The organism is Variovorax sp. 22077 (assembly GCF_052044195.1).
Lineage (GTDB): Bacteria > Pseudomonadota > Gammaproteobacteria > Burkholderiales > Burkholderiaceae_C > Variovorax > Variovorax atrisoli.
On record NZ_JBQEQC010000023.1, the window covers coordinates 118,271 to 132,021 of the forward strand.

A 13,751-nucleotide genomic window follows, 5' to 3' on the forward strand; every position below is an offset into this window, starting at 1 on the left:
GCTGCGCGCACTTCGTGTCGCTTCGCCAATCCCCTTGCAGGGGGCAACACCGGCGGCCCGGCGAAGCCGGTTCCGCGGTGTTTCGCGGCCTGCCTGCCACGACTTCGCACAACAACGCCCCGTGTCCGGAAACTTGAGGAACAACTGAGATGGCATTGCGACGCATCGCACTGCGCGACTTCGTGATCGTGCGATCACTCGAACTCGACCTGTCCGGCGGTTTCACGGTGCTGACCGGTGAAACGGGCGCGGGCAAATCCATCCTGATCGACGCGCTGCAGCTGGCGCTGGGCAACCGGGCCGACGCCGGCGCGGTGCGCGAAGGCGCCGAGCGCCTGGACGTCAGCGCCGAGTTCGATGCCGACCCGGCCCTGGACAGCTGGCTCGACGAAGGCGGCTTCGAGGCCGGCGACGCGCTGCTGCTGCGCCGCACCGTCGACCTGCAGGGCCGCAGCCGCGGCTGGATCAACGGCAGCCCCGCCACCGCGACCCAGCTGCGCGAACTCGGCGACCGCCTGCTCGACATCCACGGCCAGCACGCCTGGCAGAGCCTGACGCGGCCCGAGGCGGTGCGCGGCCTGCTCGACGCCTACGCGGGCGTGCGCACCGACGCGCTCGATGCCGCATGGCAGGCGTGGCGGCAGGCGCTTTCCGCGCTCGAGCACGCCCGCTCCGCGCAAGACTCGCTGCAGCGCGAACGCGAACGGCTGCAGTGGCAGATTTCCGAAGTGGCCAAGCTGGCGCCGGGCGTCGACGAGTGGGAAGAACTTTCGACCAACCACTCGCGCATCTCCAATGCGCAGGCTCTGATCGACGCGGCCCAGGGCGCCAGCCAGGCGCTGGAAGACGACGACAACGGCGCCCTCTCCGCGCTCCAGCGCGCGGCCACGCTGCTGCAGAACTGCGAGCACATCGAGCCCGAGTTCCGCTCGCTGGGCGAGGTGCTCGCCTCCTGCGTCGCGCAAGCCTCCGACGCGGCGCACACGCTGCACGGCTACCTTCGCGATGCCGACACCGACCCGCAGAGCCTCGCCGAACTCGACGAGCGCATGGGCCTGTGGATGTCGCTCGCGCGCCGCTACAAGCGACCGCCGGCCGAGCTGCCGGCGCTGCTGGCCGGCTGGCAGGCCGAGCTGCAGGCGCTCGACGCACAGAGCGATCTCGAAGGCCTGGAGCGTGCCGAGCAGGCCGCCCAGCAGGCCTACATGAAGGAAGCCAAGGCGTTGGGCAAGGTCCGCAAGCAGGCGGCGCCCCGCCTCTCGCAGGCCGTCACAGACGCCATGCAGGGCCTGGGCATGCAGGGCGGGCGCTTCGAGGTCGAACTGCAGCCGCTCGCGCAGCCGAGCCGCGCCGGCCTCGAAGACGTGGCCTTCCTCGTGGCAGGCCATACCGGCAGCACGCCGCGGGCCATCGGCAAGGTGGCTTCGGGCGGCGAACTCTCGCGCATCGCGCTAGCCATCGCGGTCACCACCAGCCAGCTCGGCGCGGCGCAGACGCTGATCTTCGACGAGGTCGATTCCGGCGTGGGCGGCGCGGTCGCCGAGACGGTCGGCCGCCTGATGAAGCAGCTCGGCCGCGATCGTCAGGTGCTTGCCGTGACCCACCTGCCGCAGGTTGCAGCGTGCGCCGACCACCACCTGGTGGTGGCCAAGCGCCAGACGGCAGCGACCGGCAGCGACGGCCCGCGCACCGAAAGCGGCGTGTCGCGCCTCGACGACGACAGCCGCGCCCGGGAGATCGCCCGCATGCTGGGCGGCGAAAAGGTTTCGCAGACCTCGCTCGCCCACGCGCGCGAGATGCTCGGCCACAAGAGCTCGGCGACGGCGCAATGAATCTCGACCTCGTGCTCATCACGGGCATGTCGGGCTCCGGCAAGTCGGTGGCCCTGCATGCGCTGGAAGACGCGGGCTACTACTGCGTCGACAACCTGCCGCCCGAGCTGCTGACCTCGTTCATCGCGCTGCAGCACGAGCAGCAGGCCACGCGCGTGGCCATTGCCATGGACGTGCGCAGCGGCGTCTCGCTGCCCATCGTTCCGCAGCAGCTGGAGGCACTGCGCCGCGACGGCGGCATCTCGCTGCGCTCGCTGTTCCTCGACGCGACCACAGATGCCCTGCTGCGCCGCTATTCGGAAACCCGCCGCCGCCATCCGCTTTCACGCCAGGAAGGCCGCACCGACGTGCCCGAGCAGCACCGCGTGCTGACCCAGGCGATCGAGCTCGAACGCGAGCTGCTGGCCGACTTGCGCGACGGCGCCGACGTGATCGACACCAGCCTGATCCGCCCGGCGCAGCTGCAGAGCTACATCAAGTCGCTGATCTCCGCGCCGCAGACGCCGCTCACGCTGGTGTTCGAATCCTTCGCCTTCAAGCGCGGCGTGCCGCTGGATGCCGACTATGTCTTCGACGTGCGCATGCTGCCCAATCCGCACTACGTGCCGGCGCTGCGCCCGCTGACGGGCCGCGACGAGCCGGTGATCGAATGGCTGCGCGAGCACGACGACGTGGCGCGCATGTACGACGACATCGAGCAGTTCCTGACGCACTGGCTCGACGCTCTGGCGCGCGACCATCGCAGCTACGTGACGGTGGCCATCGGATGCACGGGCGGGCAGCACCGCTCGGTATTCCTGGTCGAGCAGCTGGCGCGCTCGTTCGGTGCGCGCTGGGGCGCGCTGAAGCGGCACCGCGAGCTCGACGCGATCTGACCGGCCGGCGGCTCAGGCCTCGCCGTCTTCCAGCATCTTGCGCATCGGGGCCGGCAGGCCCAGCCTGCTCCATTCCTCCGCATCGAACCAGCGCGCGGCATCGCCTTGCGGCTGGCCGCCGTCGATCTGCACCGGATGCAGGTGCAGGTCCTTGTGGGTCAGCACGTGCACGAAGGCCTGCAGGTCACGGGCGCCGCGCCGCGCAGCTGGGGGCAAGGCTTCGAGAAGCTGCTCGCGGCTTTCGAACACCGGCAGGCAGTAGAGACCGGCCCAGATGCCCTTCGCCGGCCGCTTCTCCAGCCACACGCGGCCTTGCTCGTCGCGCGCCAGCAGCACCCACAGCGACTGCGCGCTGCGCTTGAGCTTGCGCGTCTTGACCGGATAGCGCTCGGGCGCGCCTTCGCGCAGGGCGACACAGCTCTGCTGCACCGGGCAGATCATGCAGCTCGGCTTGCGCGGCAGGCACACGGTGGCGCCCATGTCCATCACGCCCTGCGTGTAGGACGCGATGGCTTCCTTGTCGTCGGCGGGCGGGAGCAGTTGCGTTGCCAGATCCCACAGCGCGCGCTCCTGCGCCGCGGAGGACATGTCGCCCGCGAAACCGAGCACGCGCGTCAGCACGCGCTTGACGTTCCCGTCGAGGATCGCGACACGCTCGCCGAAGCAGAAGGCCGCAATAGCCGCCGATGTCGAGCGTCCGATGCCCGGCAGCGTGACCAGCTCCGCAGCGGTGCGCGGAAACTCGCCGCCGAATCGCGCGACAACCTCCTGCGCGCAACGATGCATGTTGCGGGCGCGGCTGTAGTAGCCCAGCCCGCTCCACAGGCCGAACACCTCGTCCTCGGTGCCGGCGGCCAGGGCCTTCACATCGGGAAAGCGTTCGAGGAAGCGCGCGAAGTAGCCGAGCACCGTCGACACCTGCGTCTGCTGCAGCATCACCTCCGACAGCCACACGCGGTAGGGGTCGCGCGTGTTCTGCCACGGCAGCTGGCTGCGGCCGTGGCTGCGCTGCCAGCTCACGATCTGCGCTGCGAAGTCCGGAGGCAATGACAGGGTTGCAGTCGCCGCCTTGGAAGCGCTTCGTTCAGGCCGCACGCAGTTCGCCGATGGTGGCCGCAGGCTGCGGCCGTCCGTGCTGCGCGATCAGCGAGGTGAACTCGCGCAGCTGCACATGGAGCTCCGCGAGGTTGCTCTCCTGCGCGGCCAGTTCGACGAGGCGCTCGTCGAGATTGCCCGCCGCGCTCTGGATGCGCTCGATCGCCTCGATGCGCTTGCTGAAGTTGCGGCGGCGCTCCCTGAGCTGGGCATCGATCTGCGCACTCGCGCCCTTGCTCCAGCGCTCGACCTCGGTCATCGCGGCCTCGTTCACCAGTCGCAGCCGGCTGGCGAGCGCGCGGACCAGCTTGTCGCAGAAGTCGGCCTGCGCGAGCTTCAGAAGGTTGCCCACGCCCAGGTAGTGGATGTGGCTGCGCTCGATCTGCGCGAGCTCCTGCTCGAAACCGGTGAGATCGGGCTCGGCCGGCGCCTGCAGGGTGAAGCCCTGCTCGGCATTGAGCTGGCGGAAGGTGGCGTGCAGCATCGACTGGATCTCGGCCGTGGTCGCCTGCACTTCGCGCAGGTTGTTGCGCAGCGAGTCGAAAGTCTCGGCGTACACCTTGCGCACGTTGAACTTGACGCCGGGGCGCTTGAGCGCGGCCGACAGCTTCACCATGTCGGCCTTCAGCGCGGTGCGCCCCAGCACGGCATACACCTCGCGCAGCAGCTTGCCCTGCACCGATCGCAGCGCCAGGATGCGCGTGTTGCTGCCTTCGAACTCGGCATGCTCCTGGTCGATGCGCGCGCGCATGTGGCGGATCACCGAGACGTTCTTGCCGCGCAGGCCCTGCAGCTCGAGCGCCTGTTCGGCCAGGTCGCGCTGGCGCACCTTCAGGATGCGCTCGGCCTCGGCGCGCAGCGCGGTCATGCCGGCATCGACCGCGAGCCGCAGCATGGTCTCGCGCTTGCCCAGAACCCCTTCGGCCAGCAGCGATTCGAGCGCCGGCAGGCGGCTGGCCTGCAGCAGCTGGCCGTCACGCTGGATCTTGGCCTGCAGGCCCTTCTGCGCCGACACGGGCAGCACCTGCGCCAGCGGCACATCGAGCAGGCGGGCCGCGCCTTCTCGCTGACGCTCGATCTGCAGTTCGATCTGCGCGGGCGTGCTGAGCGTGTCCCACATGGTGTCGATCTTGTTGAGCACCACGAAGCGCGTGTCGTTGCCTTCGTCCTCGGTGATCAGGTGCTCGCGCCAGATGGACAGGTCGGAGCGCGTCACGCCGGTCTCGGCGCCCAGGATGAAGACCACCGCGTGCGCCTGCGGGATCAGGCTCACCGTGAGTTCGGGCTCGGCGCCGATTGCGTTCAGGCCCGGCGTGTCGAGGATCACCAGCCCCTGCTCAAGCAGCGGGTGCGGCATGTTCAGCACCGCATGGCGCCAGCGCGGAATTTCCACGCGGCCTTCGGCGTCCTGCACCGGGTTGTCGTCGGGCGTTTCGTCGTTCCAGAAGCCCAGCGTGCGGGCCTCGTCCTTGCCGACCCAGCGCACCTCGGCCACCTTGCCCATGGCCTGCGCCAGCTGTTCGGCATTGCCGACGTCGATGGCGATCTCGGTCCAGCGGGTGGGCTTGTCGCGCCAGTGGGCCAGTGAGTGGGGCTCCAGCCGGGTCTCGATGGGCAGCAGGCGCAGCTTGGGCGCATGCGCGGCGTCGTAGCCCAGCTCGGTCGGGCACATCGTGGTGCGGCCGGCGCTGGCGGGCATGATGCGCCGCCCGTAGCCGGCGAAGAAGATGGCGTTGATCAGTTCCGACTTGCCGCGCGAGAACTCGGCCACGAAGGCGACCATGACCTTGCTGGTGCGGATCTGCGTCTCGAGGCCGCGCAGGCGCTCAGCCACCGCCTGGTCGAGCAGCTCGTTCTCGGTCAGCCAGCGGGACAGCCACTGCAGCCGGTGGGCGAAATTGCTCCGCCACGCACCGTGCTGATCGAGTTGTTGATTGAAGGAGCGGCTCAAGGGGAATGTGTAAGAAACAATTTACAAATATACATCGGCATGCGTGCCACTGACGTTTCCGGATTGCTTCTATTTTTCCACCCCGGCAGGCGAGCCTGCACCTACTTCTGGCAATTGGGGCAGTAATAGGTGGAACGCTGCCCCTGTCGCAGCAGCCGGATCGGCGTTGCACAAACCCGACAGGGCTCGCCCGCCCGGCCGTAGACGGTCGCCTCGAGCTGGAAGTAGCCGTTCTGCCCGTCGATGTTGGAGAAGTCGCGCAGCGTGCTGCCGCCCTTCTCCACCGCCCTCGCGAGGATCTCCCGAACCGCCGCATGCAGCCTGGCCGCCCGCGGCCGGCTGATTCGCGCCGCCGACAGCGTCGGCCGGATGCCCGCCTGGAACAGCGCCTCCGACGCATAGATGTTGCCCACGCCCACCACCACGTCGCCCGCCAGCAGCACCTGCTTGACCGCCGTCCTGCGCTTCTTCAGGCCGGCGTGGAAGGCGTCGAGGTCGAAGCCTTCGTCCAGCGGCTCCATGCCCAGGCCGCCCAGGAGCTTGATCGCCCATGGGGCAGATTCGTCCTCCACGTAAACAACTGCGCCGAAACGGCGCGGGTCATTGAGCCTGAGGGTGCCCAGGTTGGTAACAAGATCGAAGTGATCGTGCGGCCCGGGTGGCGGCAGTGCGGCATCGAAGCGCAGGCTGCCCGACATGCCCAGGTGAAGCAGCAGGATGCCGCGGTCGAGGTCGATCAGCAGGTACTTGCCGCGGCGGCGCACCTCGCGCACCTGCCGGCCGACCAGCGCCTCCGGCAGCACCATCAGCGCCCATCGCAGCGGCTTGCCGATGCGCACCGCTTCGATGCGGCCTCCCGCAATGCGCTCTGCGAATCCGCGGCGGGTGACTTCGACTTCGGGTAGCTCGGGCATGAAAGGTAAATCTTCGGCAAACGCCCGCGGCGGCGAAGCCCCACGCGATGCTCGTACAAAAGGCTGGATTATTATGGTTGCATGAACTTTTCGCCCCGCCGACACCGCCTTGCGGCGGCCGCGTCTCTCGCCTTGCTGGCCTGCGCCACCCACGCGCAATCTTCCGATCCGGCAGCACCCGTCAGCCCCACTCCCGCCATCGAACGGCCGGCGCAGTCGAAGCCCGCAGCCAGGCCCCGGCCGGCCGCGGCCAAGGAAGCCGCCGAGCCCGCGCCGCTGCAGTCCGCACTCACGGCCGACCTGTTCTACGAGATCCTGATGGGCGAGATGACCGCTCGTTCCGGCGACCCCGGCTCCGGCTATGCGCTCGTGCTCGACGCCGCCCGCCGGCTGCGCGACGGCAAGCTGTTTCAGCGCGCGGTCGAGATCGCGCTGCAGTCGCGCTCGGGCGATGCGGCGCTCGCCGCGGCACGTGCCTGGCAGGAGACCCTGCCGAATTCGCGGGACGCACGCCGCATCGAACTGCAGATCCTGATCGCGCTCAACCGCATCAGCGAAACCGTCGAGCCGCTGCGCGCCGAAGTGGCGGCCACCTCTCAGATCGAGCGACCGCTGCTCATGGCCGTGATCGTGCGCAACTACTCGCGCGCCTCCGACAAGAAGCTGGCCGCATCGGTGGTCGAGCAGGCGCTTGTCGACGAACTGAAGAGCCCGACGACCGGCGGGCTGGCCTGGGCCACCGTCGGCCGGATGCGTCTGAATGCGGGCGATGCTTCCGGTGCGCTGGAAGCGGCACGCAAGGGCCAGGAGATCGATCCGGCCTCGGAGGCCCCCGCCGCGCTGGCGCTCGAGATGATCGACCCCGGCCAGCCGCTGGCCGAGCCGATCGTCACGCGCTTCCTGAACAACAACCCGAAGGCCTCGCCCGACCTGCGCGTCGCCTATGCGCGCGCGCTGGTCGAGAACCGCCGCTTCAGCGATGCCTCCGCCCAGCTGCAGACGCTGACCACCTCGCGTCCCGAACTCGCGGAGCCTTGGCTGCTGCTCGGCAGCCTGCAGATGCAGGCGCGGCAGGACGCTGCGGCCGAAACCTCGATCAAGCGCTTCATCGAGCTGTCGAGCAGCCCGAAGAGCGGCGCCGGCAAGGATGCCGACGATGCCGCCGACCGCAAGCGCGGCATCTCGCAGGCCTACTTCGCGCTGTCGCAGCTGGCGGAACGGCGCAAGGACTACGCGGCCGCAGAGCGCTGGCTCTCCCGCGTCGACGGCGCCGACGAACTGGTGGCCGCGCAGACCCGCCGCGCCACGCTGCTGGCGCGCCAGGGCAAGCTGCCGCAGGCCCGCGAGATCATCCGCGGCCTGCCCGAGCGCACGGCCGACGACAAGAAGCAGAAATTCCTCGCCGAAGTGCAGCTGCTGCGCGACGCGAAGCAGTTTCAGGCGGCCTACGACATGCTTGCGCAGGCTTCCGCGGCGTCGCCGGACGACGGCGACCTGGTGTACGACCAGGCCATGGTCGCAGAGAAGCTCAACCGCCTCGACGACATGGAGCGCCTGCTGCGCCGTCTCATCGAACTCAAGCCCGACAACCAGAACGCGTACAACGCGCTGGGCTACTCGCTGGCCGATCGCAAGATCAGGCTCGAGGAGGCACGCACGCTGATCCAGAAGGCGGTGCAGCTGGCACCGGAAGACCCGTTCATCGCAGACAGCCTGGGCTGGGTCGAATTCAGGCTCGGCAACACGGCGGAGGCCATCCGCATCCTCGAGGCGGCCTACAAGACGCGGCCCGATCCCGAGATCGGCGCGCACTTCGGTGAAGTCCTCTGGACCTCCGGCCAGAAGGACCGCGCGGTCACGATCTGGAAGGAAGCCCTTCTGAGCGACGCCGAGAACGAGACGCTGCAGGAAACGCTCAAGCGCCTGCGAGTGAAGCCCTGAGATGGCGCACGCAGGAGTACTCGCGCCGATGCAGGCCGGCCGGCGCGCCCTTCTGGCGGCGGGCGGTGCGGCCGTCTTGCTGCTTGCCGGCTGCGCGCAGCTGTCCGGCGGCTCTTCGGCACCGAAGCCCACGGGCAGCTGGAGCGGCCGCATGTCGCTGCGCATCGATAGCGAGCCCGTGCAGACCTTCGCCGCCCTGTTCGAACTGCGCGGCTCGGCCGAGGCGGGCGACCTGACGCTCACCACACCCATCGGCAGCACGCTCGCCCAGCTGCACTGGGCACCGGGCGAGGCGCTGCTGAAGGACGGCAGCAGGACGCGGCGCTTCGACTCCGTCGACGAGCTGATCGAGGCCGCCACCGGCGCGGCCATCCCGGTCGGCGCCCTGTTCGGCTGGCTGGACGGCCGCAACGAGGCCGTGCCCGGCTGGAAGGCCGACCTCGCGCAACTCGGCGCCGGGCGGCTGAACGCCGTGCGCGAGTCGCCCAGCCCGCGCGCCGACCTGCGCATCGTGTTCGAGCGGTCATGAAGGCGATCTACGACCTTCCAGCGCCGGCCAAGCTCAATCTCTTTCTCCACATCACCGGCCGGCGCGACGACGGCTATCACCTGTTGCAGTCGGTGTTCATGCTGATCGACTGGTGCGACATGCTGCACGTCGAACTGCGGCGCGACGGCCAGCTCAGCCGCGAGGACCTGACCACGGAGCTGCCGGCGGACGACCTGATCCTGCGCGCCGCGCGTGCCCTGCAGCCGTTCGCCGCGCCCGGACAGGGCGTGCACATCGGCGTCGCCAAGCACGTGCCGGCGCAGGCGGGCATGGGCGGAGGCTCGTCGGATGCCGCCACCTGCCTGCTCGCGCTGAACCGCCTGTGGGGGTTGAACCTGCCGCTGTCTCGCCTGGCCCACATCGGCCTGAAGCTGGGTGCCGACGTTCCTTTCTTCCTTGGCGGGCGCAATGCGTGGGTGGAAGGCGTCGGAGAGGAGATCACACCGGTTACACTCTCGTCCGCGCGCTTCGTGGTGGTCAAACCACCCGAAGGACTCGATACCCGATTAATTTTTTCGGACTCAGGCCTTCAACGCGCTACGCCTGTTGCTATAATCTCAGGCTTTGCTGCAGACAGCGAATCGTCGGAAGCGACAAACTTGGGAAACCGGGTTTTCGAGTTCGGCCACAACGACCTGCAGCCGGTTGCCCAGCGACTTTGTCCCGCGGTCACCGACGCCATCAAATGGCTCGGCACCCAAGGATTGAAAGCCCGGATGACCGGCTCCGGAAGCTCGGTGTTCGCAAGGCTGCCGCAATCGCCGCATGAAGCGGAACTGCTCGACGCCCCCGAGGGCTGGCAGGTTCGTCAATGCAGCAATCTGGAAGTTCATCCACTCTGGGGATGGGCAACCTGAAGATAATCGGATCGTTCATTCGGTTCGATGCGACATATATCGGTTGATGGCGAAAGCCGTCGACCCGTGTAGGGGAGTCGCCAAGCTGGTTAAGGCACTGGATTTTGATTCCAGCATGCAAAGGTTCGAATCCTTTCTCCCCTGCCAAATCTTCACGACTGCGGCCCGATGGCCGCAGTCTTCATTTGCAGCCCACCCGCTGCAATAATCGGCGGCTCACCGGCCGCCATGCACACGAACCTTTTGGCGGCTTCCTAAGCCCACTTGCACTGCCGGGACGCGCTCATGCAGGCTAATCACCCTGATTTCATGGTTTTCACCGGCAACGCCAATCCGGGCCTTGCCGCGGAAATCGCGCACAACCTCGGCACCTCGCTGGGTGCCGCCCGCGTCGGCCGCTTCTCCGACGGCGAAGTCACCGTCGAGATCAACCAGAACGTCCGCGCACGCGACGTGTTCGTGGTCCAGTCGACCTGCGCTCCGACGAACGAGAACCTGATGGAGCTGCTGATCATGGTCGACGCGCTCAAGCGCGCCTCGGCCGAACGCATCAGCGCCGTGATCCCCTACTTCGGCTATGCCCGCCAGGACCGCCGCCCGCGCTCCAGCCGCGTGCCGATCTCCGCCAAGGTCGTGGCCAACCTGCTGGAAACCGTCGGCGTCGAGCGCGTGCTCACCATGGACCTGCACGCCGACCAGATCCAGGGCTTCTTCGACATTCCCGTCGACAACATCTACGCCTCGCCGGTGCTGCTGGGCGACCTGCGCGCCAAGAACTACGAAGACCTGATCGTGGTCTCGCCCGACGTGGGCGGCGTGGTTCGCGCCCGTGCGCTGGCCAAGCAGCTGAACTGCGACCTCGCCATTATCGACAAGCGCCGCCCCAAGGCCAACGTCAGCGAAGTCATGAACGTGATCGGCGAGATCGACGGCCGCAACTGCGTGATCATGGACGACATGATCGACACCGCCGGCACGCTGGTCAAAGCGGCCGAGGTGCTGAAGGAGCGCGGCGCCAAGAGCGTGTACGCCTACTGCACGCACCCGATCTTCTCGGGCCCGGCCATCGAGCGCATTACCAAGGGCTCGGCCCTCGATGAAGTGGTCGTGACCAACACCATCCCCCTTTCCGACGGCGCCAATGCCTGCGGAAAGATCCGCCAGCTCTCCGTGGCACCGCTGATCGCCGAGACGATCCAGCGCATTGCCAAGGGCGAGTCGGTGATGAGTTTGTTCTCGGATCAGGACAACCTGTTCTGACCTGGGCAAAAAGCGGGCTTCACCCCTGAAGCCTTTTTGAACCGGAGTCGCACTGGTCGCGGTGGACTCTTACAGGAGCTAGTTATGAAATTCGTCGCTTTTGAGCGCGCAAAGCAGGGCACGGGTGCGAGCCGCCGTCTCCGCATCACGGGCAAGACTCCCGGCATCGTCTACGGCGGTGGCGTCGAACCCCAGCTGATCGAGCTCGATCACAACGCACTGTGGCACGCCCTGAAGAAGGAAGCCTTCCACTCCAGCGTTCTCGAGATGGAACTGGGCGGCAACGTCAGCAAGGTTCTGCTGCGTGACGTGCAATACCACCCCTTCCGCCAGCTGGTGCAGCACATCGACTTCCAGCGCGTGGACGCCAAGACCCGCATGACCCTGAAGGTGCCGGTGCACTTCAAGGGCGAGGAAGAGTCCGAAGCCGTCAAGCTCGACCACAACCTGGTCAACCACGTCACGACCGAACTGGAAGTGAACTGCCTGCCGACCGACCTGCCCGAGTTCATCGAAGTCGACCTGTCGGGCCTGAAGAAGAACGGCACCGTCACGCTGAAGGACATCAAGCTGCCCCGCGGCGTGAAGTGGGTCAGCCACGGCAAGCCGAACCCGGTGCTGGCTTCGGCCGTGACCCCGGCTGCCGAAGAAGAAGCTCCCGCCGAAGGCGCAGCAGCTGCCGACGCAGCCGCCGCTCCGGCTGGCAAGGGTGGCAAGGCCGCGGCCAAGACGCCCGCCGCCAAGGCACCTGCCAAGAAGTAATCCGCTTCTTCGCATCCGTTGCTTCTCGATGAAGGCCCGCCTCGTGCGGGCCTTTTTGCTTTTACGGCGACCGGATAATCCACGACCATGATCAAGCTGTTTGTCGGCCTCGGAAACCCGGGCCCCGAGTACGAAGCCACGCGGCACAACGCCGGCTTCTGGTGGATCGACGCCCTTGCGCGCGAATGGAAGCTCAACCTCGTGCCCGAGCGCAGCTACCACGGCCTGGCTGCGCGCACGAACATCGGCGGCCAGAGCATCTGGCTGCTGGAGCCGCAGACCTTCATGAACCTGTCGGGCAAGTCCGTGGCTGCGCTGGCGCGCTTCTTCAAGATCGCGCCCGAGGAAATTCTCGTCGTGCACGACGAACTCGACGTGGTCCCGGGCCAGGTCAAGCTCAAGTTCGGCGGCAGCCATGCGGGCCACAACGGCCTGCGCGACATCCATGCGCAACTGGGCACCGGCGACTACTGGCGGCTGCGCCTGGGCATCGGGCATCCCGGCGTGAAGTCGGAGGTCGTCAACTGGGTGCTCAAGAAACCGCTCAAGGAACAGCGCGAAGCGATCGACGACGCCATCACCCGCACGCTGCATGCGATTCCCGCGCTGATCGCGGGCGAGATGGAAAAGGCGACGCTGGTCATTCACACGAGCAAACCGCCCCGGCCCAAGCCGCCGCGGAGGGAGCCCGGCGAAGGGGGCACGCCTGCCGCCACCTAGCCGGCCATTGAAGTGCAGGGAGGGAGAGAAACAAGAATGAGCGAGAAGAAAAAGAAGGACGGAAAGACGGTTTCGAAAACCGCAGCCGCTATCCTTTCAGTAGCAATCGGTGCATGCTCGATGGGCGCTGCCGCCCAGGGCACAGGCACCTGGCGTTGCGGCAACACCTATTCCGACCAGCCCTGTGAAGGCGGCAGGACGGTGAAGGTGGACGATCGCCGCAGCGACGAGGACCGCCGGGCCGCCGATGCCGGCATCCGCAGCGCCCAAACCCAGGCCGACCGCATGGAACGCAGCCGCCTGTCGCTGGAAAGGGCGGCATACGACCGCGACCAGCGCGCAGCGCGGGAGGCAAGAAGCGCGGCCCTGGCGGAAAGGCGGCTCGCCACGGCCGAACAGAGGGAGCGCGATCGCGCCCGCAAGGAAGCCAATACGCCGCGGAAATCAAGCCTGAGCTTCAGCAGCGGCCCGGGCGCTGAGGCACCGGAGCGCAGGAAAAAGAAGCGGAAGTCGGCCGACTAGGCGCCGGACGAAGCTGCTGCTGCGGCAGCCGTCACCTTGATCGCCGTGAGACGCTGGTATTTCTGCATCAGCGTCTCCCGGCTTTCCACATGCTCGGGGTTCACCGGAATGCAGGCCACCGGGCAGATCTGCACGCATTGCGGCTCATCGAAATGGCCTACGCACTCGGTGCACTTGTGCGGATCGATCTCATAGAACTCCGCGCCCATGTAGATCGCGTCGTTCGGGCACTCGGGCTCGCAGACATCGCAGTTGATGCATTCGTCGGTGATCATGAGGGCCATCCCCCGATTATCGCGGCTCGGGCGGAACGGACCGGCGGTGAATGACAAAGGCCACATTCGCGGCACATTTGTTGCGGGAGTCAGTTATGCTGCGCCCCGCCCCATGAGCCTGTTCCTAGTCAAGCGCCTCGCCACGCTGATCGGCACCCTGATCGGCGCCTCGGTCATCGTCTTCCTCGTGCTCGAGA

General features: G+C 67.6%; 13 protein-coding genes and 1 tRNA gene. 10 read left to right on the forward strand and 4 right to left on the reverse strand.

Annotated elements, in window-relative coordinates; all coding sequences use genetic code 11:
* Positions 1–149 precede the first annotated feature (149 nt).
* Positions 150–1,832: a DNA repair protein RecN gene (recN, locus tag ACTJLF_RS27435; protein WP_440884303.1), complete on the forward strand. Its 1,683-nt coding sequence runs from the start codon at positions 150–152 to the stop codon at positions 1,830–1,832.
* Entirely contained in the window at positions 1,829–2,707 is an 879-nt protein-coding gene (rapZ, locus tag ACTJLF_RS27440) for an RNase adapter RapZ (RefSeq protein ID WP_019656429.1), read from the forward strand. Before recN ends, rapZ begins: the two co-directional genes overlap by 4 nt.
* A gap of 12 nt (positions 2,708–2,719) precedes the next feature.
* Here the strand turns inward: rapZ and mutY are convergent, their stop codons facing one another.
* The 3 genes from mutY to mutM form a co-directional block, all read right to left on the reverse strand.
* Positions 2,720–3,754, reverse strand: a complete 1,035-nt coding sequence (gene mutY / locus ACTJLF_RS27445; RefSeq protein ID WP_440884304.1) for an A/G-specific adenine glycosylase — start codon at positions 3,752–3,754, stop codon at positions 2,720–2,722.
* A gap of 37 nt (positions 3,755–3,791) precedes the next feature.
* Positions 3,792–5,753 carry a dynamin family protein gene (locus tag ACTJLF_RS27450; protein WP_019656427.1) on the reverse strand — a complete coding sequence of 654 codons (1,962 nt, stop codon included), beginning with the start codon at positions 5,751–5,753 and terminating at the stop codon, positions 3,792–3,794.
* A 101-nt stretch (positions 5,754–5,854) separates the two neighbouring features.
* Positions 5,855–6,667, reverse strand: a complete 813-nt coding sequence (gene mutM / locus ACTJLF_RS27455) for a bifunctional DNA-formamidopyrimidine glycosylase/DNA-(apurinic or apyrimidinic site) lyase (RefSeq protein ID WP_019656426.1) — start codon at positions 6,665–6,667, stop codon at positions 5,855–5,857.
* A gap of 81 nt (positions 6,668–6,748) precedes the next feature.
* Here mutM and ACTJLF_RS27460 point away from each other — a divergent pair, with 81 nt between their 5' ends.
* The 8 genes from ACTJLF_RS27460 to ACTJLF_RS27495 all read left to right on the forward strand — a co-directional run bounded on the left by ACTJLF_RS27460 (position 6,749) and on the right by ACTJLF_RS27495 (position 13,279).
* Positions 6,749–8,608 (forward strand): tetratricopeptide repeat protein, encoded by a 1,860-nt coding sequence (locus tag ACTJLF_RS27460; protein WP_440884305.1) that lies wholly within the window; start codon positions 6,749–6,751, stop codon positions 8,606–8,608.
* A 1-nt stretch (position 8,609) separates the two neighbouring features.
* On the forward strand, positions 8,610–9,137 hold the full coding sequence (locus ACTJLF_RS27465; RefSeq protein ID WP_440884306.1) for a lipoprotein insertase outer membrane protein LolB: 528 nt from the start codon (positions 8,610–8,612) through the stop codon (positions 9,135–9,137).
* The gene (gene ispE, locus ACTJLF_RS27470; protein ID WP_440884307.1) at positions 9,134–10,015 is read left to right on the forward strand and encodes a 4-(cytidine 5'-diphospho)-2-C-methyl-D-erythritol kinase; all 882 of its coding nucleotides are present in this window, start codon (positions 9,134–9,136) and stop codon (positions 10,013–10,015) included. The genes ACTJLF_RS27465 and ispE overlap by 4 nt, the downstream gene beginning before the upstream one ends.
* A 70-nt stretch (positions 10,016–10,085) precedes the next feature.
* A tRNA-Gln gene (locus tag ACTJLF_RS27475) sits at positions 10,086–10,162 on the forward strand.
* Between the two features lie 138 nt (positions 10,163–10,300).
* On the forward strand, positions 10,301–11,275 hold the full coding sequence (locus tag ACTJLF_RS27480) for a ribose-phosphate pyrophosphokinase (protein WP_019656422.1): 975 nt from the start codon (positions 10,301–10,303) through the stop codon (positions 11,273–11,275).
* An 84-nt stretch (positions 11,276–11,359) separates the two neighbouring features.
* Positions 11,360–12,037: a 50S ribosomal protein L25/general stress protein Ctc gene (locus ACTJLF_RS27485; RefSeq protein WP_019656421.1), complete on the forward strand. Its 678-nt coding sequence runs from the start codon at positions 11,360–11,362 to the stop codon at positions 12,035–12,037.
* 87 nt (positions 12,038–12,124) lie between these two features.
* A complete protein-coding gene (pth, locus tag ACTJLF_RS27490; RefSeq protein WP_126182900.1) occupies positions 12,125–12,757 on the forward strand; it encodes an aminoacyl-tRNA hydrolase in 633 nt (210 codons plus the stop codon).
* Between the two features lie 36 nt (positions 12,758–12,793).
* Positions 12,794–13,279 carry a hypothetical protein gene (locus ACTJLF_RS27495; RefSeq protein WP_132799175.1) on the forward strand — a complete coding sequence of 162 codons (486 nt, stop codon included), beginning with the start codon at positions 12,794–12,796 and terminating at the stop codon, positions 13,277–13,279.
* Here the strand turns inward: ACTJLF_RS27495 and ACTJLF_RS27500 are convergent.
* Entirely contained in the window at positions 13,276–13,563 is a 288-nt protein-coding gene (locus tag ACTJLF_RS27500; protein WP_126182898.1) for a YfhL family 4Fe-4S dicluster ferredoxin, read from the reverse strand. The genes ACTJLF_RS27495 and ACTJLF_RS27500 overlap by 4 nt on opposite strands.
* Between the last annotated feature and the right edge of the window lie 188 nt (positions 13,564–13,751).

Excerpts from the sequence above, each read along its gene's own strand:
- recN (WP_440884303.1), top strand. The coding sequence starts at position 150 with ATGGCATTGCGACGCATCGCACTGCGCGACTTCGTGATCGTGCGATCA.
- rapZ (WP_019656429.1), top strand. The coding sequence starts at position 1,829 with ATGAATCTCGACCTCGTGCTCATCACGGGCATGTCGGGCTCCGGCAAG.
- mutM (WP_019656426.1), bottom strand. The coding sequence starts at position 6,667 with ATGCCCGAGCTACCCGAAGTCGAAGTCACCCGCCGCGGATTCGCAGAG.
- ACTJLF_RS27460 (WP_440884305.1), top strand. The coding sequence starts at position 6,749 with ATGAACTTTTCGCCCCGCCGACACCGCCTTGCGGCGGCCGCGTCTCTC.
- ACTJLF_RS27465 (WP_440884306.1), top strand. The coding sequence starts at position 8,610 with ATGGCGCACGCAGGAGTACTCGCGCCGATGCAGGCCGGCCGGCGCGCC.
- ispE (WP_440884307.1), top strand. The coding sequence starts at position 9,134 with ATGAAGGCGATCTACGACCTTCCAGCGCCGGCCAAGCTCAATCTCTTT.
- ACTJLF_RS27480 (WP_019656422.1), top strand. The coding sequence starts at position 10,301 with ATGCAGGCTAATCACCCTGATTTCATGGTTTTCACCGGCAACGCCAAT.
- ACTJLF_RS27485 (WP_019656421.1), top strand. The coding sequence starts at position 11,360 with ATGAAATTCGTCGCTTTTGAGCGCGCAAAGCAGGGCACGGGTGCGAGC.
- pth (WP_126182900.1), top strand. The coding sequence starts at position 12,125 with ATGATCAAGCTGTTTGTCGGCCTCGGAAACCCGGGCCCCGAGTACGAA.
- ACTJLF_RS27495 (WP_132799175.1), top strand. The coding sequence starts at position 12,794 with ATGAGCGAGAAGAAAAAGAAGGACGGAAAGACGGTTTCGAAAACCGCA.
- ACTJLF_RS27500 (WP_126182898.1), bottom strand. The coding sequence starts at position 13,563 with ATGGCCCTCATGATCACCGACGAATGCATCAACTGCGATGTCTGCGAG.